At 55.5% G+C, this 24,127-nt stretch carries 20 protein-coding genes; 9 read left to right on the top strand and 11 right to left on the bottom strand.

Annotated features, from left to right (window positions below; all coding sequences use genetic code 11):
- Positions 1 to 78 precede the first annotated feature (78 nt).
- The 4 genes from DL239_RS06130 to gltB all read left to right on the top strand — a co-directional run bounded on the left by DL239_RS06130 (position 79) and on the right by gltB (position 7,773).
- On the top strand, positions 79 to 1,518 hold the full coding sequence (locus tag DL239_RS06130; protein ID WP_167683122.1) for an NAD(P)-dependent oxidoreductase: 1,440 nt from the start codon (positions 79 to 81) through the stop codon (positions 1,516 to 1,518).
- A gap of 202 nt (positions 1,519 to 1,720) precedes the next feature.
- A complete protein-coding gene (locus DL239_RS06125; protein ID WP_167683121.1) occupies positions 1,721 to 2,716 on the top strand; it encodes a class I SAM-dependent methyltransferase in 996 nt (331 codons plus the stop codon).
- 99 nt (positions 2,717 to 2,815) lie between these two features.
- Positions 2,816 to 3,241 carry a GFA family protein gene (locus DL239_RS06120; RefSeq protein WP_167683120.1) on the top strand — a complete coding sequence of 142 codons (426 nt, stop codon included), beginning with the start codon at positions 2,816 to 2,818 and terminating at the stop codon, positions 3,239 to 3,241.
- Positions 3,238 to 7,773 (top strand): glutamate synthase large subunit, encoded by a 4,536-nt coding sequence (gltB, locus tag DL239_RS06115; RefSeq protein WP_167683119.1) that lies wholly within the window; start codon positions 3,238 to 3,240, stop codon positions 7,771 to 7,773. Before DL239_RS06120 ends, gltB begins: the two co-directional genes overlap by 4 nt.
- 60 nt (positions 7,774 to 7,833) lie before the next feature.
- Here gltB and DL239_RS06110 read toward each other — a convergent pair whose 3' ends face one another.
- Positions 7,834 to 8,343 (bottom strand): hypothetical protein, encoded by a 510-nt coding sequence (locus DL239_RS06110; RefSeq protein ID WP_167683118.1) that lies wholly within the window; start codon positions 8,341 to 8,343, stop codon positions 7,834 to 7,836.
- 119 nt (positions 8,344 to 8,462) lie between these two features.
- Here DL239_RS06110 and mtgA point away from each other — a divergent pair, with 119 nt between their 5' ends.
- From mtgA to queG, 3 genes are all read left to right on the top strand, one after another.
- Positions 8,463 to 9,173 (top strand): monofunctional biosynthetic peptidoglycan transglycosylase, encoded by a 711-nt coding sequence (gene mtgA, locus DL239_RS06105; protein WP_167683117.1) that lies wholly within the window; start codon positions 8,463 to 8,465, stop codon positions 9,171 to 9,173.
- A gap of 66 nt (positions 9,174 to 9,239) precedes the next feature.
- Positions 9,240 to 9,905, top strand: a complete 666-nt coding sequence (gene fzlA, locus DL239_RS06100) for an FtsZ-binding protein FzlA (protein WP_167683116.1) — start codon at positions 9,240 to 9,242, stop codon at positions 9,903 to 9,905.
- A gap of 76 nt (positions 9,906 to 9,981) precedes the next feature.
- Positions 9,982 to 11,028 carry a tRNA epoxyqueuosine(34) reductase QueG gene (queG, locus tag DL239_RS06095; protein WP_167683115.1) on the top strand — a complete coding sequence of 349 codons (1,047 nt, stop codon included), beginning with the start codon at positions 9,982 to 9,984 and terminating at the stop codon, positions 11,026 to 11,028.
- Positions 11,029 to 11,036: 8 nt separating this feature from the next.
- Here queG and msrA read toward each other — a convergent pair whose 3' ends face one another.
- The 8 genes from msrA to ade all read right to left on the bottom strand — a co-directional run bounded on the left by msrA (position 11,037) and on the right by ade (position 18,113).
- Positions 11,037 to 11,552: a peptide-methionine (S)-S-oxide reductase MsrA gene (gene msrA / locus DL239_RS06090; RefSeq protein ID WP_167683114.1), complete on the bottom strand. Its 516-nt coding sequence runs from the start codon at positions 11,550 to 11,552 to the stop codon at positions 11,037 to 11,039.
- A complete protein-coding gene (msrB, locus tag DL239_RS06085) occupies positions 11,549 to 11,998 on the bottom strand; it encodes a peptide-methionine (R)-S-oxide reductase MsrB (RefSeq protein WP_167683113.1) in 450 nt (149 codons plus the stop codon). The genes msrA and msrB overlap by 4 nt, the downstream gene beginning before the upstream one ends.
- A 180-nt stretch (positions 11,999 to 12,178) precedes the next feature.
- On the bottom strand, positions 12,179 to 12,742 hold the full coding sequence (locus DL239_RS06080) for a DUF4202 domain-containing protein (RefSeq protein WP_167683112.1): 564 nt from the start codon (positions 12,740 to 12,742) through the stop codon (positions 12,179 to 12,181).
- A gap of 70 nt (positions 12,743 to 12,812) precedes the next feature.
- Positions 12,813 to 13,706: a DMT family transporter gene (locus tag DL239_RS06075; RefSeq protein ID WP_167683111.1), complete on the bottom strand. Its 894-nt coding sequence runs from the start codon at positions 13,704 to 13,706 to the stop codon at positions 12,813 to 12,815.
- Positions 13,707 to 13,711: 5 nt separating this feature from the next.
- Positions 13,712 to 14,335 carry a LysE family translocator gene (locus DL239_RS06070; RefSeq protein WP_167683110.1) on the bottom strand — a complete coding sequence of 208 codons (624 nt, stop codon included), beginning with the start codon at positions 14,333 to 14,335 and terminating at the stop codon, positions 13,712 to 13,714.
- An 84-nt stretch (positions 14,336 to 14,419) separates the two neighbouring features.
- Positions 14,420 to 14,707, bottom strand: coding sequence for an HU family DNA-binding protein (locus DL239_RS06065; RefSeq protein ID WP_127750552.1), 288 nt, complete (start codon positions 14,705 to 14,707; stop codon positions 14,420 to 14,422).
- A 140-nt stretch (positions 14,708 to 14,847) separates the two neighbouring features.
- Positions 14,848 to 16,314: an AMP nucleosidase gene (locus tag DL239_RS06060; protein ID WP_167683109.1), complete on the bottom strand. Its 1,467-nt coding sequence runs from the start codon at positions 16,312 to 16,314 to the stop codon at positions 14,848 to 14,850.
- Positions 16,311 to 18,113 carry an adenine deaminase gene (ade, locus tag DL239_RS06055; protein WP_167683108.1) on the bottom strand — a complete coding sequence of 601 codons (1,803 nt, stop codon included), beginning with the start codon at positions 18,111 to 18,113 and terminating at the stop codon, positions 16,311 to 16,313. The genes DL239_RS06060 and ade overlap by 4 nt, the downstream gene beginning before the upstream one ends.
- 267 nt (positions 18,114 to 18,380) lie before the next feature.
- On the opposite strand from ade, the gene DL239_RS06050 reads away from it, so the two are divergent.
- A complete protein-coding gene (locus DL239_RS06050) occupies positions 18,381 to 20,285 on the top strand; it encodes an aminoglycoside phosphotransferase family protein (RefSeq protein WP_167683107.1) in 1,905 nt (634 codons plus the stop codon).
- Positions 20,286 to 20,351: 66 nt separating this feature from the next.
- Complete coding sequence (locus DL239_RS06045; protein WP_167683106.1) at positions 20,352 to 21,221, top strand: SDR family oxidoreductase; 870 nt, start codon at positions 20,352 to 20,354, stop codon at positions 21,219 to 21,221.
- Positions 21,222 to 21,278: 57 nt separating this feature from the next.
- Here DL239_RS06045 and dxs read toward each other — a convergent pair whose 3' ends face one another.
- A complete protein-coding gene (dxs, locus tag DL239_RS06040) occupies positions 21,279 to 23,219 on the bottom strand; it encodes a 1-deoxy-D-xylulose-5-phosphate synthase (RefSeq protein WP_167683105.1) in 1,941 nt (646 codons plus the stop codon).
- Positions 23,220 to 23,240: 21 nt separating this feature from the next.
- Positions 23,241 to 24,125 carry a polyprenyl synthetase family protein gene (locus DL239_RS06035; RefSeq protein ID WP_439650847.1) on the bottom strand — a complete coding sequence of 295 codons (885 nt, stop codon included), beginning with the start codon at positions 24,123 to 24,125 and terminating at the stop codon, positions 23,241 to 23,243.
- Positions 24,126 to 24,127 lie beyond the last annotated feature (2 nt).

The raw sequence follows: 24,127 nt of genomic DNA, 5'->3' as shown, positions 1-24,127 counted from the left end.
GTCAGTATTGATGACCTAAATAATGCCGTGCTCTGACTATCCTTAGATCGCAGCCAGCCAAATCAGGGAGTTCGACCCGTGGCCAAGCAACCGATGCTCAAATTCGTGCAAATCGAGCGTGATATGCCTGAAAAGCGCACTGCCGATGCGCGCAAGGAAGATTTCGACGAAATCTATACCGAATATGCCGCCGCAAAGGCCGAGGAGCAGTCTAGCCGTTGCAGCCAGTGTGGCGTTCCATATTGCCAGACACACTGTCCGTTGCACAACAACATCCCTGATTGGCTTCGATTGACTGCGACTGGTAGGTTGGAAGAGGCCTATCAAACCAGCCAGGCAACCAATACGTTCCCAGAGATCTGTGGGCGGATCTGTCCGCAGGACCGTCTGTGCGAAGGCAATTGCGTCATCGAACAGTCTGGCCACGGCACGGTGACCATCGGGTCGGTGGAAAAATACATTACCGACACAGCATGGGACAAAGGTTGGGTAAAACCCGCGTCACCTGAAAAAGAGCGGACTGAAAGCGTAGGGATTATTGGTGCTGGACCCGGCGGGCTGGCCGCCGCTGATATGCTGCGTCAGGCTGGCGTTCAGGTCACAGTGTATGATCGCTCGGATCGGGCAGGTGGCTTGCTGATGTACGGTATTCCCGGTTTCAAGCTGGAGAAAGACGTGGTTCAGCGTCGCAATGATCTGCTGGCTGACGGCGGTGTAAAGTTTGAACTGAACTGTGCCATCGGCGAAGATATCTCCTTTGATGACCTGCGTGCCAAACATGACGCGATCATCATCGCGACTGGCGTATACAAATCCAGGGATCTGGCGATGCCGGGCAGCGGCGCAACTGGCATTGAAAAAGCTATCGATTTTCTGACGGTGTCGAACAAGAAGAGCTTTGGTGACGACGTTGCTGAGTTCACCAGCGGTCAGATGAATGCCAAAGGCAAACGCGTTGTAGTCATTGGTGGTGGTGACACCGCAATGGACTGTGTGCGGACGTCGATTCGCCAAGGTGCGACTTCGGTCAAATGTCTGTATCGCCGCGACCGGGCCAATATGCCGGGCTCCCAGCGTGAAACACAGAATGCCGAAGAAGAAGGTGTTATTTTTGAGTGGTTGTCAGCCCCGAAAGGGTTCGCCGACGACAATGGCAAAGTTTCGGGAGTCGTGGTGCAGAAAATGCGCTTGGGGCAACCGGATGCTTCGGGTCGCCAAGCACCAGAAGTGATCGAAGGCGCCGACTATGTCGAAGAGGCAGATCTGGTGATCAAGGCGCTAGGCTTTGAACCAGAAGACCTGCCAACTCTTTGGGATCAGCCAGAATTGCCAGTGACCCGCTGGGGCACCATCAAGGCGGAATTTACCACAGGCGCAACCGAAATGGATGGTGTCTACGCGGTTGGTGATATTGTGCGCGGTGCATCGTTGGTGGTTTGGGCGATCAAAGATGGTCGCGATTGTGCGCAAGCGATCTTGGAAAAGATGGATGCAGCGATGATCCAGGCGGCTGAGTGAAAGTTCAGCCTGCCTAGGCAGCAACTCTGATGCGAGTGGATTGAATGATTTGTATGTTTGATGAAGGCAGCACGCACAATAGCGTCGGCGCTGGATTTGTGCAATTGTGGAGCTTCAATTGCACGGGCACGGCCGCCTTTGGCGATTCACAGTGTGCCTCAAACATCCATAATATATTCGGCACTGCCGCAAGGAGTGACTAATGGAATTGGCATCAATCAAACGCATATTTTCGGTCGAAAAATCGGAAGAACCACAGGTTCAAAAGGTCTCTGGAAACGGTCAAGGCGTAATGTCCAATCGACCGCAGAACGCTGACCAAAAAATCAAGTTTCTAGCCTTTGAACGCGACATACTGAACGAAGCAGAAGACTTGGCCGCGACCGGTGGAGCAGAGGTTCTCTCGGTATTACGCCGGTTGGGGTTGGACGGGTTTTCCCGACTAATGTGGAGCCTGCCGATCAGCGACTATCCGCAGCTCTCCAAGATATTACCCCGAATGACAGAATTGCCCGTTCAGGCAAAATGGACGGGACAAAGCGGCCTTCCACTGATGGTGCAAAGCATAAGCTTTGTGCGTGCTGTGGCCGATGACTATAGCAGACTAACCGGGCGTACTTTGAACGACGCAACTATGTTAGATTTCGGCTGTGGATACGGGCGTTTCTTGCGGTTGATGACCTATTACTCGGATCCTGACAACGTTCACGGATGCGATCCTTTAGAGGCATCATTGGACCAGTGTCGGTCGTGCGATATTCCAAACGCGCTTAAGCTGTCAGACTACGTGCCGGAAACGCTGCCGTTTCCGGATAAGACATTCGACTTTGCCTTTGCGTTCTCTGTCTTCACCCATACCTCTGGCCACGCAATGAAGGCAGCGTTGAAAGCGTTACGCCTCGCGGTCAAGGATGATGGGGTGTTGGCAATAACCATCCGACCCGAAGAATATTGGAACATCAATCCGGTGTATGCCAAGCGGGCCGAGGCTCTGATCGAGGCTCATCGGACTAAGGGGCTGGCATTCGCACCTCATTCCTTGGACACCTCGACCAAAATACCCGCCTATGGGGATACCAGCGTATCCTTGGAGAAGCTGGCAGAAATCGCCGAGGACTGGGACATCGTTGGGACCAATATCTCTAGCGAAGATTTCTACCAGATCATCGTGCTTCTGAAGCCAAAGATGAATACCTGACAAGACATTCGAAACAGGATGTCGCGGGCCCTGATAATTGGGCTGGCGGCACAAAAGCCAAAGGGCCGGATGGCCAGCATAGCAAAAGGAAGACAAAGGATGAGCGAGTTGAAAGGTCAGTGCATGTGCGGTGCGGTGTCCATTACTGCCACCCGTGCCGACCCAGTTATCCGGGCGTGTCATTGCGACATGTGCCGTCGCTGGACCAGCAGCACGTATATGTCTGTTCCAACTGCTCCCGGGTCAATTGCTGTGTCTGGGCCTGTCAAAACCTACCGCTCATCTGATTGGGCAGAACGTGCGTTCTGTGACACCTGCGGATCGGCACTCTGGTACGCGACCGTGCACGATGATCACAAAAGCCTGGCGGCCGGATTGTTCGACAACGCCGCCAATAACACCATGGCGCTGGAGTTCTTCAGCGACCTAAAACCGGAAGGCTATGCGCTGGCCGGTGATCATAAACGGCTGACAGCGACTGAAACTATCGCGCTGTTTGCACCCGAAGAAGGAGAAGACCAATGACCAAGTATGATGCCGAATGGGTGCGTGCCGAAGAAGCCAAACGCCAGTACATGGCGGAAAACGGACTATACTCCGAAGCGGAAGAGCACTCTTCGTGCGGTGTGGGTCTGGTTGTCTCTATCGACGGCAAGAAAAGCCGCAAGGTCGTTGAAGCCGGCATTGATGCACTAAAGGCAATCTGGCACCGCGGTGCTGTAGATGCTGACGGCAAGACGGGTGATGGCGCTGGTATTCACGTCGAGATCCCTGTTCGGTTCTTTTATGACCAGATCAAACGCACCGGCCACGAGCCGCGTGAAGATCAGCTGATGGCCGTGGGTCAGGTTTTCCTGCCACGTACTGATTTCGGTGCACAGGAAACCTGCCGGACTATCGTCGAGTCCGAAGTTTTGCGCATGGGCTATTACATCTACGGCTGGCGCCACGTGCCAGTTGATGTGACCTGCCTTGGTGAAAAAGCCAACGCAACCCGCCCCGAGATTGAGCAGATCCTGATCAGCAACTCCAAGGGTGTCGACGAAGAAACATTTGAGCGTGAGCTGTATGTGATCCGTCGCCGGATTGAAAAAGCCGCTGCTGCTGCGCGTATTGCTGGTCTCTATATTGCGTCGCTGTCCTGTCGCTCAATCATCTATAAGGGCATGATGCTGGCTGAACAGGTAGCTGTCTTCTACCCCGATCTGATGGACGAACGGTTCGTCAGTGCGTTTGCGATCTATCACCAGCGGTATTCCACTAACACCTTCCCACAGTGGTGGCTGGCCCAGCCGTTCCGGATGCTGGCCCACAACGGCGAGATCAACACGCTAAAGGGCAACCTGAACTGGATGAAGAGCCATGAAATCCGCATGGCATCGGCCTTCTTTGGTGATCTGGCAGAGGACATCAAACCAATCGTGCCCAGCGGGGCCTCAGATTCGGCCGCTCTTGATGGTGTGTTCGAAGTCATGGTGCGCGCGGGACGATCTGCTCCAATGGCGAAAACCATGTTGGTTCCGGAAAGCTGGTCGAAACAGGTCGTTGGCTTGCCGCAGCCTTGGGTCGATATGTACTCCTACTGCAACTCGGTGATGGAGCCATGGGACGGCCCAGCTGCGCTTGCAATGACAGATGGCCGTTGGGTCTGCGCAGGTTTGGATCGCAATGGTTTGCGTCCGATGCGTTATGTCATCACTGGTGACGATCTGCTGATCGCAGGGTCTGAGGCAGGTATGGTGCCGATTGATGAAGGCACTGTGGTCGCCAAGGGCGCCTTGGGTCCGGGGCAGATGATTGCCGTGGATATGAAAGAAGGCAAACTGTTCCGCGATACCGAAATCAAAGATCAGCTGGCCGCGGCGCGTCCGTTTGGCGACTGGGTTGGCAAGATCAACAACCTCGAAGAAACCCTGTCTGGTGTAACTGAACAGCCTTTGTTCACCGGAAAAGAGTTGCACAAACGTCAAAGTGCGGCAGGTTACACCATGGAGGAGTTGGAGCAGATCTTGTCTCCTATGGCTGAAGACGGCAAAGAAACCCTTGCCTCGATGGGAGATGACACTCCCAGCGCGGTTCTGTCCAAGATGTACCGTCCACTAAGCCACTTCTTCCGCCAGAACTTCTCTCAGGTCACCAATCCACCAATCGATTCCCTACGTGAGTTCCGGGTGATGAGCCTGAAAACTCGTTTTGGTAACCTCAAGAACGTGTTGGAAGAAAGCAGCAGCCAGACCGAGATCATCGTGTTGGAGAGCCCATTCGTGGGTAATGCTCAATGGGACAAGCTGACAGCAGAGTTCAACGCGCCTCTGGCCGAGATTGATTGTACATTTACCCCCGGTGAAGGCGCGTTAAGTGACGCTTTGGCACGTGTTCGTGCTGAAACAGAAGAGGCCGTGCGGTCTGGCGCTGGCCATTTGGTCCTGACGGACCAGCATTCTGATGCCGACCGGGTTGCGATGCCCATGATCCTGGCGACCAGCGCAGTGCATTCGCATCTGACACGTAAGGGGCTGCGCACATTCTGCTCGCTAAACGTTCGGTCTGCAGAATGCATTGACCCGCATTACTTTGCGGTGCTGATCGGTTGTGGTGCAACCGTTGTAAACGCCTATCTGGCCGAAGATTCGATTGCTGAACGTGTTGAGCGCGGTTTGCTGGACGGCACCCTGACAGAGAACATTACCCGCTACCGTGAAGCGATTGATCAGGGCCTGCTCAAGATCATGGCCAAGATGGGCATCTCGGTGATTTCCTCTTACCGCGGCGGGTTGAACTTTGAGGCCGTAGGCCTGTCGCGCGCGATGTGCGCCGAATTCTTCCCGGGCATGACCAGCCGGATCTCGGGCATCGGTGTGACTGGCATTCAAACCAAGGCCGAACAAGCCCATGCCAAGGGCTGGAAAAATGGCCTGGATGTGCTGCCTGTTGGCGGCTTCTACAAGGCGCGTAAGTCGGGTGAGACACACGCTTGGGAAGCTAACTCGATGAAGCTGTTGCAGATGGCTTGCGATAAGGCATCGTTCGAACTGTGGAAGCAGTATTCGACCAAAATGCGAAGCAATCCGCCAATCCACCTGCGTGACCTGCTCGACATCAAGCCTCTTGGCAAAGCTGTGCCGATTGAAGAAGTCGAAAGCATTACTTCGATTCGCAAACGCTTTGTCACCCCGGGCATGTCTCTGGGCGCGTTGTCGCCTGAAGCCCACAAAAGCCTGAACGTTGCAATGAACCGCATCGGTGCTAAGTCCGACTCGGGTGAGGGTGGTGAAGATCCGGCACACTTTGTGCCAGAACCAAATGGGGACAACCCATCCGCTAAGATCAAACAAGTTGCATCGGGCCGGTTTGGCGTCACCGCCGAATACCTGAACCAGTGTGAAGAGCTGGAAATCAAGGTGGCCCAAGGTGCCAAGCCGGGTGAGGGTGGTCAGCTGCCGGGTATGAAGGTCACAGACCTGATCGCGCGTCTGCGTCACTCAACCAAAGGTGTGACGCTTATCTCGCCTCCGCCGCACCACGATATCTACTCGATCGAGGATCTGGCGCAGTTGATCTATGACCTCAAGCAGATCAACCCACGCTGTAAGGTGACAGTGAAACTGGTGGCGTCGTCAGGTGTTGGCACCATTGCGGCTGGCGTGGCCAAGGCCAAGGCAGACGTGATCCTGATTTCCGGGCACAACGGTGGCACAGGTGCCTCTCCGGCGACCTCGATCAAATATGCTGGCCTGCCATGGGAAATGGGCCTGACCGAAGCACATCAGGTTCTGAGCATGAACAACCTTCGTGGCCGCGTCACCCTGCGGACCGACGGTGGCTTGCGCACCGGTCGTGACATCATGATGGCTGCGATGCTGGGCGCCGAGGAATACGGTATTGGTACTGCTGCCCTGATCGCGATGGGCTGTATCATGGTGCGTCAGTGCCAGTCGAACACCTGCCCAGTTGGCGTCTGTACCCAAGATCCAGCTCTGCGTGCCAAGTTTGTAGACAACGCTGCGGACAAGGTTGTGAACCTGATCACCTTCTACGCACAGGAAGTCCGTGAACTGCTGGCTTCAATCGGTGCGCGCAGCATGGACGAAGTGATTGGTCGTGCGGATCTGCTGGCACAGGTTAGCCGTGGGTCGGCCCATTTGGATGACTTGGATCTGAACCCGCTGCTTATCACTGTCGATGGCTCGGCTGACATCATCTACAACCGCGACAAGGTTCGCAACGTGGTGCCTGATACGCTGGACTCTGAAATCGTGCGCGATGCAGCCCGGTTCTTGGAAGACGGCGAAAAGATGCAACTGTCCTATGCGGTGCAAAACACGCACCGTACCGTGGGCACTCGGACATCCAGCCACATCGTACGCAACTTTGGTATGCGAAATTCGTTCCAGCCCGATCACTTGACGGTGAAACTGCAGGGTTCGGCTGGTCAGTCACTGGGCGCCTTTGCAGCACCGGGGCTAAAGCTGGAAGTATCAGGCGATGCCAACGACTATGTTGGTAAGGGCCTGTCCGGTGGTACCATCGTAGTCCGTCCTCCGCAGGTCAGCCCGCTGACAGCATCGGATAACACCATTATCGGCAACACCGTTCTGTATGGTGCGACTGATGGTTATATGTTCGCAGCAGGTCGCGCCGGTGAACGGTTTGCGGTGCGCAACTCGGGTGCCAAAGTGGTGATCGAGGGCTGCGGCGCCTGTGGCTGTGAATACATGACCGGTGGTGTTGCAGTTATTCTGGGAACGATTGGTGCCAACTTTGGCGCCGGGATGACTGGCGGCATGGCGTACCTGTATGACCCCGAAGGCAAAGCCCAACCTATGATGAACATGGAAACCCTTGTTACTAATCCAGTCACTGTGGCGCATTGGGAGGATCAGTTGAAAGGCTTGATTGAGCGTCATCTAGAGGAAACTGGTAGCCGTAAGGCCGCTGATATCCTGCAGCACTGGGACGGTGAAAAGGCAAACTTTGTTCAGGTCTGCCCGATTGAGATGCTGGTACACATCCCGCACCCTCTGTCGGTCGAAGAAGCAGCAGTTCCTGCTGAGTAATTAAATATACCTTCAACGAACTAAGGCCCTCGCAACTTCAGTTGCGAGGGCTTTTTCGTTTCAGGGTAGTTCGTAATTTCCGGTCACCGTGTTGCGTGACGCAAAACTGTTTTCACGGGGGGGCGGACCAGATATTCTTGAATAGGCTCCACCGCCAGTAATACCGGCAAACGTGCCAGTGCCGCCAATAAAGGACCATTTGCCTTCGGCTGTACTGCCCAAAATGCCTGCGCCTCCGTATCGGATCACAGTTGTGCTGCCATCAGGGTAGGTGGTGCGGCACAAGCCGCTCTCGTTGTCGAATTTTCCGTCAAAGACTGAGGCCGCACCAACACAATGCAAGCTGGCGACACCATTCACGCCACTTTCCAAAGTGTCACGCATGCCGATGACCTCGTAATTCAGCTGCATCGTGCCTTGGCTGGCGGCAAGTATCGTGGCCTCACCTGTCGTTGTGACGACAAAATCAACTGGCCCTTCTTTGGGGACCTCTTGGGCCATAGCCGGAGGGGCAAGGAGCAAGCCAATAGAAGCTGAAACACAGCAAAGGGTTTGTTGAAATGAATACATGGACAATCCTCCTAGATTGGCTTCACCTAGGGCGCAGCTGACAAAGGACCATGTTTGTTTCATCCGCGAGGCGTGAATTTCCGGTTTGAGCCTCTCAACCGGTGCCCTATAGAGGCAGTATGGCAAAAAAGAAAAAATCTAAGAGCAAAGCCAAGGGTGGTTTCAAGCGTTGGATACGGCGCTGGCTGTTGCGCCTGACCCTAGGGTTTGCCGCGCTGATTGGGTTTTTCATTCTTTTGTTTTCGATCGTGAATCCACCTACAACCCATACCATGTGGACCGAGGGCAGCCGGTTAGGTCGTGTTGAGCAGGAGTGGGTGGCGTTTGAGGATATTGCTCCGGTCATGGCGCGGACCGCTGTAGCAGCTGAGGATGCCAGATTTTGCCAGCACTGGGGCATTGATGTCCGCGCCGTTCGTGCGGTGCTGGACGAAGGCGCTAAACGCGGCGGGTCCACCATTTCACAGCAGGTGGTGAAGAACGTGTTCCTGTGGCAAGACCGTAGCTGGCTACGCAAGGCGCTGGAAACCCTGATCACACCAGCGGTTGAGGCGGTCTGGAGCAAACAGCGAATTCTGGAAGTCTATTTGAATGTAGCCGAGATGGGCGAAGGTGTTTTTGGTGTGAAAGCCGCAGCACGGAAGTACTTTGATGTGCCGCCGGATCAGCTGAACGCCGAACAGGCGTCCTTGTTGGCGGCAGTCTTGCCCGCCCCTAAAACTCGATCTGCAAAGGACCCCAGCCCAAAACTGACAGAGAGAGCGCTTCTTATTGCAGACGGAGCGGCCACCATCCGCGCAGATGGACGCGCTGGGTGTTTCGAGGATTGAATTTCCTGTCGGCGCGGGGCATTGCTGAACTGCACCTTTTTTTGTTTCAGGACGCATCTGACACCTATGGCCCGTTTGCACCACGTACCGCTCTCTCCGTTTTGCCGTAAAGTCCGCCTTTCCTTGGCGGAAAAGAAGATCGAGGTAGATCTGGTCGAAGAACGCTATTGGGAGGCAGACCCAGATTTCATGCGCCGTAATCCTGCTGGCAAGGTACCTGTGGTTCGGTTGGACGGTAAAACGATGTCCGAAAGCGCGGCGATCTGTGAATATCTGGAAGAAACCCGGCCTGAGCCTCCTCTGATGCCAAAAGACCCTGATGCGCGCTATGAGGTTCGTCGGTTGGTGTCTTGGTTTGATGACAAGTTTCACCACGATGTAACGTCGAAGCTTTTGTATGAGCGGGTGAATAAAAAAATCACAGGTCAGGGCTATCCAGACAGTCGTAATGTCAAGGATGGTGCCAAGGCCATCAAGTACCACTTGGATTATATGGCTTGGTTATTGGATCAGCGGCGCTGGCTGGCAGGGGATGTGATGACCTTGGCAGATTTTGCCGCCGCTGCGCATTTGTCGTGCCTAGACTACATCTCGGATGTGGATTGGAACCGGTCGGCAGTGGTCAAAGACTGGTATGCCAAGATCAAATCCCGTCCCGCGTTCCGGTCTATTCTGGCGGATCAGGTATCAGGTTTCCGCCCACCGCCGCATTACGCCGATTTGGATTTCTGATCGTCACTGTAGCTGGGGGCTGTCTGCCCCCACCGCTTGACGGCTCCCCCCGAAGATATTTGGGACAAGAAGAAGCATGGACTCATCAATCAAGGATGATCTGGTAAAGCGGGCCCTGGAAGAGGGGTTTGTCTCGTGCCGGGTTTGTCGCCCATGGGATGTGCCTGAGGTGCCAGGGCGATTGGCGGCCTTTATTGATGCTGAGTATCACGGGCAGATGGGCTGGATGGCAGAACGCACCCATTGGCGCGGCGACCCGGCACTGCTGTGGCCAGAGGCGCGATCGGTGATCATGCTGGCAGAAAGCTATGCGCCCGAGCATGACCCAACCGAGATTTTGCAGCACCGCGACCGTGGCGCGATTTCGGTTTATGCGCAGAACAAGGACTATCATGATCTAGTCAAAAAGAGGCTGAAACGACTGGCCCGCTGGTTGATTGATGTCGCCAAGGCGCAGGGTGAGGAGCCTGAGGTCAAGGTGTTTGTCGACACAGCGCCGGTGCCGGAAAAGGCGCTGGGCCAGGCTGCAGGGCTAGGGTGGCAAGGTAAGCATAGCAATTTGGTGAGCCGCGATTGGGGCAATTGGGCCTTTATAGGGTCTGTTTTCACCACTCTGGAGTTGCCGGTGGACGCGGCTGAACCTGATCGATGCGGATCTTGTCGGTCTTGTCTGGATGCCTGTCCGACGGATGCGTTTGTCGCACCGTATCAGCTCGACGCACGGCGCTGCATTTCCTACCTGTCAATTGAATACAAAGGGCCGGTTGATGAAGAGCTGCGCGCAATGTTGGGCAACCGTATTTACGGCTGCGATGATTGTTTGGCGGCCTGTCCGTGGAACAAGTTTGCCGTCGCAGCGAGTGATATGCGTTATGCTGCGCGCGATGAATTGAAGGCCCCGAAACTGGCCGAACTGGCCGTGCTGGATGACGCCGGGTTTCGGGCGATGTTTTCGGGGTCACCCATAAAGCGAATTGGTCGTGATCGTTTTGTACGAAATGTGTTGTACGCAATTGGTAACTCGCAGGATATCAGCCTGCGCCCCGTGGCGCAGGCCTTGTCCGATGATCCTGACGTAACCGTTGCTGATGCCGCGCGCTGGGCGGCACAGCAGTTGGCATAGCGTCACCTTTAGGTGGAAGCGGTCGCGCGTTTTGGCAGTACCCAGTCCGGACGGGCAAAATGACAAGTGTACCCGTCAGGCCGGTTTTGCAGGTAATCCTGATGTTCAGGCTCAGCTTCCCAGAAATCACTCACCGGTTCCAGTTCAGTGACAACTTTCCCCGGCCACAAGCCCGAGGCATCGACATCTGCAATGGTATCCTCTGCCACAGCTTTCTGTTCGTCATTGGTGAAATAAATCGCCGAGCGATAGCTCATCCCCATGTCGTTGCCCTGACGGTTTTCGGTGGTTGGATCGTGGATCTGAAAGAAAAACGCCAACATCTCGCGGAACGATGTCACCGAAGGGTCAAAGATAATCTCAATCCCCTCTGCATGGGTGCCATGGTTGCGATAGGTCGCGTTCTCTACGTCGCCACCAGTATATCCAACGCGAGTGCTGATCACGCCGGGGCGCTTGCGAATTAGATCCTGCATGCCCCAGAAACAGCCTCCGGCTAAAACTGCGCGTTCTGTGCTGCTCATGTTAGGTCCTCCACTTGGTCAATATATTTCTCATAACCTTCAGCCGCCATGTCATCACGGTGGATAAACCGTAGCGAGGCCGAGTTGATGCAGTACCGCAGGCCACCGCGGTCGGCTGGTCCGTCAGGAAAGACGTGCCCAAGGTGGCTGTCGCCATGGGTAGATCGCACTTCGGTACGGACCATGCCCAGTGTTTGATCCTGCAATTCCTGCATAAATTCCGGTTCAATTGGTTTGGTAAAGCTGGGCCAGCCGCATCCCGATTCGTATTTGTCAGATGAGGCAAATAATGGTTCGCCCGAGACAATGTCCACATATAGCCCCGGTTCTTTGTTCCCCAGCAACGGACCTGTACCCGGTCGTTCGGTACCTGCATTCTGCGTTACATGGTATTCCTCGGGGGAAAGGGCGGCGATAGCGTCCGGGTCTTTATGGTACTTGGTCATTTGAGCCTCCGGCAATTTGTGTCCCCCAGCAGATGGGGAGATGTACTGAACATGAAAAGGATTGTTTCAACCCACTCGCGCTATCGTGCAGCTTCCAAGTCGGGCGGTGCAACCACGCCAAAGGCGTGACCATGCCCAACGGGAGAAGGGATTGCCAGATCCTGACGACGGGCGGGAGAGTTAGCTGGCAAATGCAGCAGCCAGATCTGCCGGTAGGTCGAACTCTTGCAGCACTCTTGCACGGCCTTCGGGGGACATCTTGCGCGCAGTTTTCTCTACGATGCTTTGGATCTTTTCCGCAGAGTGCTTGGCCGCAAATGGAGCGAAATACCATTTGAGAAAGACAAAGCAGATCACATCTTCAAATGCCTGCACACCGGCGTCGCGCTTCAGGCCCTCCTTGCGCAGCATCTGACCGGCGGTTTCGATGTCCGATGCGGCGTATCCGGCGTCTTGCATCAGGGTGGCGACCACATCGGCATGATGCCGGGCCTGATCCTTGCGCCAGGTCAGATATCCCACTCGACCTTCTGGGTAGGTGTTGCGCTTCAGCTTCCACCGCTCGACGTGTTGACCACGGGCGGCGATCTGCAGCGGTTCGCTTGCATCAGGGAACAGGCGGGCCAGTTCTTCGCTCATCCGTTTACCATAGAGCTGTGATTCCGGCTGGCCGTCTTCACGCTTGGGGTCTGCTGCATTGGCTGTGTCGATGGCTTGCAGGACCTGATTCAATTTCTCAGACATGGTCACTTCCTTCTACTGGCTGTGATTCTACTGCAGGAATCCCGCAACTGCACTTGCATTTGTGGTCAAATCATTCTGCAACAGCAGCTTTTTCGGCTCGTGGTGGTTGTCGCGATAGCTGCACGGCAAGAATACCAAGCGTCACAATCAGCACTCCGACCATATCCATCGGTCCAAGACGTTCCCCCAGAAGAACCGAGGCAACGGCAACGCCGAACACCGGGTTGAGAAAATGGAACGTCGCGGCACGCAGTGGGCCGATGCGGTTCAGCAATAGCACCCAGATAAAGGTGGCAATAAGGCCGGGAAATAACGTGGTATAGGCAAATGCCAGCGCCAAAGGCAGGGTTGGATTGACATAGATGTCCTCGAACAACACCGCCGCGACAAGCAGTATGGAGGAACCAACAAGCATTTGCAGGCCCACCACCATCATGAAATTACCACCCGATGTGGCTCCGCGTAGGGCCAGAGTCGCCACTGTCAGGGCAATAACGCCAATCACACACAATGCCACACCGTATAGGTCTACTCCCTCGCTAATGCGGGTTCCCATGATCAGGCCCACACCTACAACACCTGCCATTAGTCCAGCGATGCCGAGTGGCTTTAGCCGTTCCTTGAACAGCAGCCAAGACGACAGTGCCACCAGCAAGGGCATAGTTGCGGCGATAATAGCGGCAAGCGAGGCTTGAACAGTCTGCATCGCAACAAAGTTGAGCCCCAGATACAGCGCGTTCTGGCAAACACCAAAAATGATAGTGGCGCGCCACTGATTTCGGCTGAGTTTCCAAGTCTGACCCATGGCAAGGGCAATGCCGACGCCAATCAAACCGGACACCACAAACCGCAGCGCCAGTGAGAACAATGGCGAGGCATCCGTGACGATGATCCGTGCCGAGGTAAAAGCCGAAGACCACATCAGGGCAAAGGCAATCCCCATGGCAATAGCGCGTGCATCCATTGTGATCAGCCCAACCGTGCCGTGAGAATTTGCCAGCTGGCAGTAGCAAATGCAGCGGCAAAGAGCGTTTCAAATGTTCGCCGCAGCCGTTGATAGACCCGCACTGCCGCAGCGCTTGAGAACAACAAAGCATATCCGTGGAAGACTAGCGTGCTTTGTACTGCGATGACCGTGATCACTGTCAGCAGAACCGCAGGTTCGGTGCCGGGTGGAATAGCAATCGCATAGATCGAGCCAAAGAACAAAACGGCCTTAGGGTTGGTCAGATGCAGGGCAAGCCCCTTGGCATAGATCGACTTCAGTGATTTGGCGGCTGAGCTGTGCAATTTAGGAGCACCAGGGGTCAGGGCAGACCGTGCTGAACGTACCGCCAGATACATCAGATAAGCTGCGCCAAAATATCGGACCACTTCGAACATCCAGGCATTGGCAAGCATGATCGCCCCCAGACCAAAGGCCGCGGCCACGGACCAGATCAACGAACCGGTCGAGACACCTGCAGCCACTATCAGCCCAGCCTTGCGTCCGCGTTGCATAGCGGTTCCGGCAATAGTCAGCGTTGCTGGGCCGGGGCTGAGGCAGGCCAGCAATCCGGCGGCCATGATTAGCGATAAATTCACACCATCCATTCGGTTTTATCCTTTGTCGGGACGCCCAAGAAAAAGGGCCGCCCATTGGGGCGACCCTTTCTGAAACTCGAAGTAAATTCAAGCTTAGCCGTTGACGCTGTCTTTCAGCGCTTTGGCGATAGTCATTTTGACTACCTTGTCGGCTTCTTTCATGAACTTTTCGCCTGTCGCAGGGTTGCGCACTTCGCGCTCAGGACGCTCACGGCAATAGATTTTGCCAACGCCGGGCAAAGTAACAGCACCGCCACCGGACACTTCGCGGGTGATCAGATCACAAACGGCTTCCAGAGCTGCGCCAGCGGCTTTTTTATCGCTACCCATGTCCTCGGCCAGAGCGGCAACGAGCTGGGTTTTTGTCATTGGTTTGGACATTCTTTGTCTCCTTACGTCTGCCCGTATTGTGGGGCCTCATCGCGTAATCTTAGCGTTATGTTGTGGGTTAACACAACGATTGGTGTAACGAAATATGGGGAAAACCAGAGATTTTCCGATGAAATACGCAGAAAATGCCCCTATAGGAAGGCCGTTTCGTCGAAAGAGCGCAGTTTTCGACTGTGCAACCTCTCCAAAGGCATGCCGCGAAGGCCCTCCATTGCGCGTATACCGATCATTAAATGGCGTGCAACTTGGGTTCGGTAAAAGTCGGATGCCATTCCCGGCAGCTTTAATTCGCCGTGTAGGGGCTTGTCAGAAACGCATAGCAATGTTCCGTATGGAACGCGGAACCGATACCCATTGGCAGCGATTGTTGCGCTTTCCATGTCCAGTGCAACCGCACGAGATTGGCTAAGACGCTGAACCGGACCGGACTGATCGCGCAGTTCCCAGTTGCGGTTATCGATGGTGGCGACGGTACCAGTCCGCATGATCCGCTTTAGGTCATATCCTTCTAGTTCGGTCACGTCCTCGACCGCCTGTTCCAGCGCGATCTGAATCTCTGCAAGAGCAGGGATTGGGGTCCAAACTGGCAGGTCGTCATCTAGCACGTGATCCTCGCGCAGATAGGCATGGGCCAGCACAAAATCGCCTAAGGCCTGCGTGTTGCGCAACCCGGCACAATGGCCAACCATCAGCCAGGCATGTGGGCGCAAGACAGCGATATGGTCGGTCGCGGTTTTGGCATTTGACGGACCTACGCCGATGTTGACCAAAGTTATGCCGCCGCCGTCTTCACGCTTTAGGTGGTAGGTGGGCATTTGTGGCTGCTTGGCAGTCTCGGGGATCTCGGTGTCCGCAGACGTGATCTCATGGTCTCCGGTGCTGACGAAACTGGTGTAGCCCGAGTCTGGGTCCGCCAGTTGCGCCCGTGCGTAGGCCTCAAACTCGGCAACATAGAACTGGTAGTTGGTGAACAGCACATGGTTCTGGAAGTGCCGAGGATCGGTTGCGGTATAATGTGCTAACCGTGCCAGCGAATAGTCAATGCGCTGGGCGGTGAACAGGGCCAGCGGACCGGTTCCATTGGCCGGAGTATGGGTGCCATTGACGATATCGTCGTTGGTTGTGGCCAGATCCGGCACATCAAATATATCGCGCAGGGTGAAACCAGCAGCACCTTCATGTGGGATCGTCAGGCCAGGACGGGCGGCAACGGCAAAATGAACTGGCATCGGGGTGTCTGAAACGCCGATAGTGACGGGCTGGCCATAATTTCGGATCAACAGGGCAATTTGCTCAGTCAAATAGTGCTCGAACAGGTCCGGGCGGGTCACCGTGGTGGCATATTCGCCAGGGTTTGCCACATGGCCAAAACTAAGACGACTATCGACTTGGGCAAAGCTAGCGGTGGTAACACGGATTTCCGGATAGAAGGCACGGATACGATGGCTACCTGTCGTGCCGTCGCCCATGGCTTTGGTAAAGCCTTCGCACAGAAAATCGGTGGCCTGTTGGTACAATAATTGCAACCGTTCGACTGCAGCGGCTGCGTCGGTAAAGGTTTCGGATTCGGGGTGTTTGGGTAGAGATATTGAAATCATGAAATGGACTCGATCACTGGAATTTTCTTGAATGTGCGCACGTCAACTAGGCCAAGGTCGGAAATCCGCAGCTCGGGAATGACCACTAGGGCCAACAGTGAATGCTGCATATAAGCATTGTTCAGAGAACACCCACAGGCCTGCATTGCCTCTCCCAAGGCCTGCGCTTTGGCGGCGACCTCGGTGGCGGGTTGGTCTGACATCAGACCGGCAATTGGCAGTTCCACCAATGCCAGCTCTTTGCCATCGCGGAACAAGGTGACACCGCCGCCAACTTCGGCCAGGCGGTTGGCGGCCAGCGCCATCTGATCCCGGTCGGTGCCAACAACGATCATGTGGTGACTGTCATGCGCCACGGTTGAGGCCATCGCCATTTTGCCCTTATAGCCAAAGCCCGAGACAAAGGCATTGGTAACGCCGCCGGTCGCCTGGTGTCGTTCCACCAACGCTATCTGCATTGTGTCGCCTTCGCCTTCGACTAGACCGTCACGTACCGGCAGGTCAGCCTTTAGCGCCTTGGTTGGGGCCTGGTTTTCGACCATACCAATGACATTGACCGTCACACCGTTGGCACCCTCGGGAGCGGCGACTTCAAAGTCTTTGGCGATCAGTTCATGGCCCAGATGTACGGTACCACGGGCGCTATCGGGCCAATCAAGATGTGGACAATCCACCTTAATAGAGCCTGATTCTGCAACAATCTGCCCCCGTGCGATCACGGTTTCAATTGGCAGCTCCGTCAGGTCCGATGTCAGGATCACATCCGCACGACGGCCCGGAGTGATAGAGCCAATATCGCGTTCCAGACCGAAATGGGTTGCCGTATTGATGGTCGCCATCTGCAGTGCCACCACCGGATTACATCCACAGGCAATAGCGTGACGCACAACCCGGTTCATATGCCCGTCATTGACCAAAGTGCCAGAGTGGCAATCATCGGTGCACAGGATGAAACTGCGTGGATCCAGCCCTTTTTCTGTCACTGCCGTGATCTGGGTTTCCACGTCGTACCACGCGGATCCCAGCCGCATCATCGATCGCATCCCTTGACGAACCCGCGCAATGGCATCGGCCTCACAGGTGCCTTCGTGATCATCAGCCGGCCCGCCGGCCACATAGGCCGCGAAATCAGGACCAAGATCGGGCGAGGCATAGTGCCCGCCGACAGTCTTCCCGGCCCGCTGGGTGGCGGCGATCTCGGCCAGCATCTTGGGGTCGGCGTTGGCGACACCGGGGAAATTCATCATTTCCCCAAGGCCAATGATACCGGGCCAACTCATCGCTTCGGCCACGTCTTCGGGTGAAATCTCGTAGCCCGTTGTCTCCAACCCCGGCGCGGATGGCGCGCAGGATGGCATCTGGGTAAAGATGTTGACGGGCTGCATCAGCGCCTCGTCATGCATGTATCGCACACCATCCAAGCCCAGCACATTGGCAATTTCATGCGGATCGGTGAACATGCTGGTGGTGCCATGCGGGATCACAGCACGGGCAAATTCCGCCGGTGTCAGCATGCCGGATTCAATATGCATGTGGGCGTCACACAGTCCGGGAATCATGAAACGACCGTTCGCTTCGATCACTTCGGTTTCGGGGCCGGTGCAATAGGATGCGTCGGGGCCAACATATGCGATACGCCCGGCAACAATGGCAATGTCATGATCAGGGAGAATTTCACGGGTATGGACGTTCACCCATTTGCCTTGGCGAATGACCGTATCTGCAAACGCGCGTCCGGCGGCAACTGAAATGAGTTTGGGGGCGACGTCGGGCCAACTAGGGAAAGCAATGTCTATCATGTGCTAATTGTTATGATTGTCGCGCCAAGCGCAAGCCCCCGCCATGTATTGATGTTCCGAATACACCCTCTTTGATGTCAAGAAGATGACAGTTTTTGTGAAAGAAGGGTGCAGTAGCTTTATTCAGTCCCTCACGGGAAGATAGACGCCTCCGCATTTACTTCATTCTGGCGGCTCTGTTTGTTTCGCACCAGTATTGAGTGTTATGCATTCCGTACCGCGCTGGGCGTGGTCGGTCGATTTGCATCCTAGGAACACAAGCTTATTATGTTTTTGACAGAACTTGAACGCTCGGCCGAAACGGCCTGGGTGTCGTTGCTAGATCAGGCAGACTTGCCAGCGGATGGGTGGACGTTAAAACAACTATCCAAACGTGACGATACACACAGTGCCCGCATAGTATATCGCGCGATGCATGTTGATGGCGGAGCCTACATCTACAAACACCAGCTTAGGCCAACAAACAGCGGATCAGTGAAACAACAGTTTGAAGCCAACAAACATGTTTTTGACACGTTCCCCAATACACCAGAGTTTAAGGTGCCAGAGCCGATCTATCTGGATGAGAATACTCAGTCCTGTTTGTTATCTCATATTAATGGCGAACCGCTGTCAGATCCTATGTTGCGGGCAATGAATGATTCGGCTGCGCAGATGGACCTCTTGAAACGGGCAGGGGCTTGGTTGGATCGTTTCCACCGGTCTCATCTAGACGAACGCCGAACCTTCCAGCCCAAATTCACCCTCCGGCATCTGCGGGAATTCCGTGCGAGCATTGAATCTGGCCAGCGCGAGGTACCCGCCAAACCCCTGATCCTGCGCGGTATCGCACATATGGAGGCGATTGCCCCCCAGTTCAAAGGGCAGCAAACGGTGTCATGCCTGCAGCACGGCGATCTTCATATGCGCAACCTGATTGTGTCAGATCAGTCTATTGGCGGCATAGATTTTGCTAAGTCAGGTGCGGCACCGGTGGGGCATGACATTGCGAAGCTCCTGCTGGACTACACCCGCTTTATGCGCCCATCCAGTGACATCCCTGCGGGTCAGGTGGTGCCGCAAGACGCAGTTGAAGCGTTTTTTGATGGGTACCAGCTGACTGGTCCTGATGATCCCAGTGTCGGGTTCCTTCTGTTCAGCAGCGTTATCTCAGTATTGAAACTGGTGCCAAAGCATCGGCGTGATCGGAGCCACGGAAAACAACGGTTCTTAGAACAGCTGCGTCCAATCGCACGCAATGCCTATGTCAGCCCAAACGCTGAAGACACCGCTGATGTGTTGCGGTTCTATCTGACCAAGCGCAGCCTGAACCGTGCTGAAAATGGCGAGCATGAGATTGTGAATGTGGTCAGTTCGGTCGCCAAAAAGGCCGGAATGCGGGTCGAAGTTCTGCTCAACACAAAGCAAGCCAAAGAACGCGTCGCTCGGGGGCAGGAGTATTCGATGGTGCATATGGAACCCCCGCTGAATAATCGTGGGCTTACCTTTCGCAACTGTTATGGCGGACCCTTCTGGCAAATCGATCAAAGTGGCGCGCGTTGGAACTGGCAAGTCGCACGGCAGGCGTTCACGGCAAGTGATACCCCTCGTGCCGAGATTGATGCGTTTTTCAACCATTGGCGCACCCGACTGCACGGCGAGAGCGCCGCAGCGGTCAGCAAGCAGGGGTTTATCTACATGCCCTTGCAGGGCAAGCTGCTGACCTGCCGATCTTTTCAGTGCTGTTCGCCGGTTGAGATGATTGAGGCAACCCTTCAGCAGTCAGAGTTGCCGATCCTAGCCACCCTACACCCAAATGAAACCTACTCGCAGGCCGAAAGGGATGCCCTAGACGCATTGCAGCAACATCACAGCCGTTTCCAACTTGTAGAAATGCCGATGGCACAGGCCTTGTCAGGGTGTGATCTGGTGGTGACGCAAAACTCTAGCGCAGCCTTTCATGCAGGGTTCTTTGGCAAGGCCTCGGTGCTGTTTGCACAGGTTGATTTCCACCACATCGTGGCAAATGTCGCCGATCTGGGTGTTGCGGCAGCTTTTGATGCTGCGCGGGGCGACTTGCCTGATTTTGCTTGTTATCTGCACTGGTATTGGCAGCAAGCGATCAATATTGAGGCATCGGACAGTCAAACCCAAATTTGTCATCGGTTGCGGCATTTTGGTTGGCCAGTTTGATGTCTTGATAGTCTAAGAACTGTTTCAGACCTTGTAGCCAGAACACAGCCACAGAATGTAAGCACCATGACAAAAACACTACTCTGCCTCGGATATGGATACTCTGCCCGTGCACTGGCCCAGCGTCTGCTAGGTGATGGCTGGCGGGTTATCGGAACCTCACGTGAACCGGTAGCTGAAGATGGTATAGAGATGTTGACCTGGCCTAGCGAGGAGGTGTCGTTGGATGGAGTGACGCATATCCTGTGCTCAATCGGCCCAACAGCTGATGGTGATCCGGTACTGAATGGCCTGCGAGACAAAATCGCTGCCGCCAAGGATCTGGAGTGGGTCGGCTATCTGTCCACCACAGTGGTTTACGGAGACCACGACGGCGGCTGGGTGGATGAGGCCACGCTTATAACTCCTGAGGCTGACCGCGGAAAATGGCGCGCACAGGCCGAGGTGGATTGGCAGTCGATAGACGGTCTGCCGCTGCACATCTTCCGTTTGGCTGGCATCTATGGTCCGGGCCGTGGACCATTTGCCAAACTGATGACGGGCAGGGCGCGGCTGATCATCAAGCCGGGGCAGGTGTTCTCACGCATTCATGTGGACGATATCGCTCAGGTGTTGGCCGCATCGATCGCCCAACCCAATCCTGGGGCGATCTACAATGTCTGTGACGATGTCCCGGTGCCCCCGCAGGACGTGCTTAGCTACGCAGCGGAACTACTAGGCTTACCCATGCCACCCGAAGTCCCCTTTGACGAAGCGGCAATGACCCCCATGGCCCGCAGTTTTTATAGCGAGAACAAACGGGTCAGAAACACCCGGATCAAAGAAGAGCTGGGTGTGAAACTGCGGTATCCCGACTATCGGGTAGGGTTGCAGGCAGTGTTCGAGGCCGAGGATATGGAAAAATTTGTGCCGCCAGCAGAGCCTCCAGCGTTGTAAGCGTTAGAGCCCGCTCTGGAGCAGAGACCAAGAACGAAGAAGACTCTAATAAGGCGATTAAGCCCGCTTTTCACCAATCGTTGCTACGCCCAAAACATCTAGCACCTTGGCCTCGATCTGCGCGGCATCCATCCCGGCCACCTTGTACATATCCGCCGGGCTGGCCTGATCGATAAATGTATCAGGCAACACCATCGAACGGTACTTCAACCCACGATCAAAAACGCCTTCATCCGCCAATAGCTGTGCCACGTGCGAACCAAAGCCACCCACGGCACCTTCTTCGATGGTGATCAGCGCCTCGTGATTGGCGGCCAGATCCAGAATCATCTCACGATCCAGCGGCTTGGCAAATCGGGCGTCGGCGATAGTCGGGGTGATCCCCTTGGCCGATAGGGCTTCGGCTGCCTTGCGGACCTCGCCCAGACGAGTGCCGAACGACAGCAGCGCAACACGGGAACCGGACTGAATCATCCGGCCTTTGCCAATTTCCAACACCTGCGGCTCATCCGGCATCTCTACGCCTTCGCCCTCACCACGGGGATAGCGGAAGGCAATCGGGCCATCGTCATGGGCGGCGGCTGTGGCAACCATATGCACCAGCTCGGCCTCATCCGCTGCGGCCATTACCACCATGCCCGGCAAGTTGGTCATGAAACCAATGTCGAAACTACCGGCATGGGTGGCACCATCGGCACCGACCAGTCCAGCACGGTCAATCGCGAAGCGTACCGGCAGGCGCTGAATGGCCACATCGTGCACAACCTGATCGTAGCCACGCTGCAAGAACGTGGAATACATCGCACAGAACGGCTTCATGCCGCCCGCCGCCAGCGCAGCGGCGAATGTCACGCCATGTTGTTCGGCAATGCCCACGTCAAAGCAGCGCGAGGGGTAACGTTCGGCAAACAGGTTCAACCCTGTACCGTCAGGCATCGCGGCCGTCACAGCACAGATCTTGTCGTCTTTGGCGGCCAGCTTCACCAGCTGATCACCAAATACGCCGGTATAGCTGGGCGCGTTGGATGGGGTCTTTTTCTGCTTGCCAGTTATGACATCGAATTTCGCTGTGGCGTGGCCCTTGTCGCGGGCAGCTTCGGCCGGGGCATATCCCTTGCCTTTCTTGGTCAGTACGTGGATCAACACCGGGCCAGTGGCCCGAGCCTTAACCGTGCGCAGAACCGGCAGCAGCTGATCCAGATCGTGTCCGTCGATTGGTCCTAGGTAGGAAAAACCCAGCGATTCAAATAGGGTTCCGCCAACGGCCATACCTTTCAGCATATCCTTGGCGCGCTTCGCACCTTCGCGGAACGGCCCAGGCAACAGGGAAACCGCGCTTTTGGCGGCGGCCTTCAGCTCTTGAAACGGTTCCTCGGCATAGAGCCGCGACAGGTAGGACGACAGGGCTCCAACTGGCGGCGCAATGCTCATCTCGTTGTCGTTCAGGATCACGAACATCCGTTTGTTCAAATGGCCGGCATTGTTCATCGCCTCAAACGCCATGCCCGCCGACATCGACCCGTCGCCGATTACCGCAATCGCATCGCCATTACCCTCGGGGATGACACCACCCAGATCACGCGCAACCGAGAACCCCAGCGCCGCGCTGATTGACGTCGAACTATGTGCCGCGCCAAACGGGTCATAGGGGGATTCCGAGCGTTTGGTGAAACCACTCAACCCGTCCTTGGCGCGCAAGGTGCGGATACGGTCGCGACGCTCGGTCAGAATTTTGTGCGGATAACACTGATGCGAAACATCCCAGATCAGCTTGTCGCGCGGGGTATCAAACACCGCATGCAACGCAACTGTTAGCTCAACCACACCCAATCCGGCGCCCAAGTGACCGCCGGTCACAGAAACTGCCGAAACTGTTTCCGAGCGTAGCTCGCTGGCGACTTGCGCCAACTGAGAATCGCTTAGAGACTTCAGATCAGCCGGTCGGTTGATCTGGTCCAATAGTGGGGTATTGGGCCTATCAGTAGTCTGATCGGACATGCGGCGCCTCCTTGGCGGCAATTAGCTGTCTCGCGAGATAACGAAGCGGGCAGCCTCGCGCAAGGTTTCACCCTGATCACCGTAAACATCCAGCGCGGCGCAGGCTTGATCGCACAGTTCAGCGGCGCGGGCCTTGGCGACATCAAGCCCCAACAGCGAAACAAACGTGGCCTTTCCGGCCTCTGCATCTTTGCGCACGCGTTTGCCAACGGTTTCAGCATCACCTTCAACATCAAGAATGTCATCAGAGATTTGAAAAGCAAGGCCAAGAGCATCGGCGTATTGCCGCAATGGCGTGGTATCGGCCCCAGCAATCACTGCACCAGCCATAGCAGACCATGAAAACAGGCAGCCGGTCTTGCGGTTCTGCAATCGCGTAATTTGTTGCAGGTTTAGCGGTTCAAGGCTGGTTTCAGCTGTGATATCCAGCATCTGCCCCGAAACCATGCCCTCTTTGCCGGCCGACTGCGCCAGAAGTCGGATTAATTCCAGCGCATTTGGGCCAAATTTAGCGTCAGACAGTAGCTCAAATGCGAATGTTTGCAACGCATCGCCTGCCAAAACGGCCATGCCTTCGTCCCACTGACGGTGCACTGTTGGCATTCCACGGCGCAGGTCGTCATCGTCCATACAGGGCAGGTCGTCGTGTACCAGTGAATAGGCGTGGATGCACTCGATCGCCAATGCAGCATCCAATGCTACGTTTTCATCGACGTCATGTAACTGGGCGCTCTCTAGCACCAGAAATCCGCGCAGCATTTTGCCACCAGACAGGGCGTAACGCATTGCATCCGACAATACGTCGTCGCCCGTCAGAACTTGGCTCACGCGGTTGGAAATCAGTTCCTGAGTATAGGTCAGTGCCTCGGCAAAAGGCCGGGTTTTGACGATAGTTGCGGTGGCCAATG

The organism is Parasedimentitalea denitrificans, assembly GCF_011813015.1.
In the GTDB taxonomy this organism is placed as follows: domain Bacteria; phylum Pseudomonadota; class Alphaproteobacteria; order Rhodobacterales; family Rhodobacteraceae; genus Parasedimentitalea; species Parasedimentitalea denitrificans.
This window is presented reverse-complemented; position numbering and strand designations above follow the sequence as displayed.

Excerpts from the sequence above, each read along its gene's own strand:
- msrA (WP_167683114.1), bottom strand. The coding sequence starts at position 11,552 with ATGAGCAGCACAGAACGCGCAGTTTTAGCCGGAGGCTGTTTCTGGGGC.
- queG (WP_167683115.1), top strand. The coding sequence starts at position 9,982 with ATGGACTCATCAATCAAGGATGATCTGGTAAAGCGGGCCCTGGAAGAG.
- DL239_RS06050 (WP_167683107.1), top strand. The coding sequence starts at position 18,381 with ATGTTTTTGACAGAACTTGAACGCTCGGCCGAAACGGCCTGGGTGTCG.
- DL239_RS06110 (WP_167683118.1), bottom strand. The coding sequence starts at position 8,343 with ATGTATTCATTTCAACAAACCCTTTGCTGTGTTTCAGCTTCTATTGGC.
- DL239_RS06045 (WP_167683106.1), top strand. The coding sequence starts at position 20,352 with ATGACAAAAACACTACTCTGCCTCGGATATGGATACTCTGCCCGTGCA.
- msrB (WP_167683113.1), bottom strand. The coding sequence starts at position 11,998 with ATGACCAAGTACCATAAAGACCCGGACGCTATCGCCGCCCTTTCCCCC.
- ade (WP_167683108.1), bottom strand. The coding sequence starts at position 18,113 with ATGATAGACATTGCTTTCCCTAGTTGGCCCGACGTCGCCCCCAAACTC.
- DL239_RS06120 (WP_167683120.1), top strand. The coding sequence starts at position 2,816 with ATGAGCGAGTTGAAAGGTCAGTGCATGTGCGGTGCGGTGTCCATTACT.
- mtgA (WP_167683117.1), top strand. The coding sequence starts at position 8,463 with ATGGCAAAAAAGAAAAAATCTAAGAGCAAAGCCAAGGGTGGTTTCAAG.
- DL239_RS06070 (WP_167683110.1), bottom strand. The coding sequence starts at position 14,335 with ATGGATGGTGTGAATTTATCGCTAATCATGGCCGCCGGATTGCTGGCC.
- dxs (WP_167683105.1), bottom strand. The coding sequence starts at position 23,219 with ATGTCCGATCAGACTACTGATAGGCCCAATACCCCACTATTGGACCAG.
- gltB (WP_167683119.1), top strand. The coding sequence starts at position 3,238 with ATGACCAAGTATGATGCCGAATGGGTGCGTGCCGAAGAAGCCAAACGC.
- DL239_RS06125 (WP_167683121.1), top strand. The coding sequence starts at position 1,721 with ATGGAATTGGCATCAATCAAACGCATATTTTCGGTCGAAAAATCGGAA.
- DL239_RS06065 (WP_127750552.1), bottom strand. The coding sequence starts at position 14,707 with ATGTCCAAACCAATGACAAAAACCCAGCTCGTTGCCGCTCTGGCCGAG.
- DL239_RS06060 (WP_167683109.1), bottom strand. The coding sequence starts at position 16,314 with ATGATTTCAATATCTCTACCCAAACACCCCGAATCCGAAACCTTTACC.
- DL239_RS06080 (WP_167683112.1), bottom strand. The coding sequence starts at position 12,742 with ATGTCTGAGAAATTGAATCAGGTCCTGCAAGCCATCGACACAGCCAAT.
- DL239_RS06075 (WP_167683111.1), bottom strand. The coding sequence starts at position 13,706 with ATGGATGCACGCGCTATTGCCATGGGGATTGCCTTTGCCCTGATGTGG.
- fzlA (WP_167683116.1), top strand. The coding sequence starts at position 9,240 with ATGGCCCGTTTGCACCACGTACCGCTCTCTCCGTTTTGCCGTAAAGTC.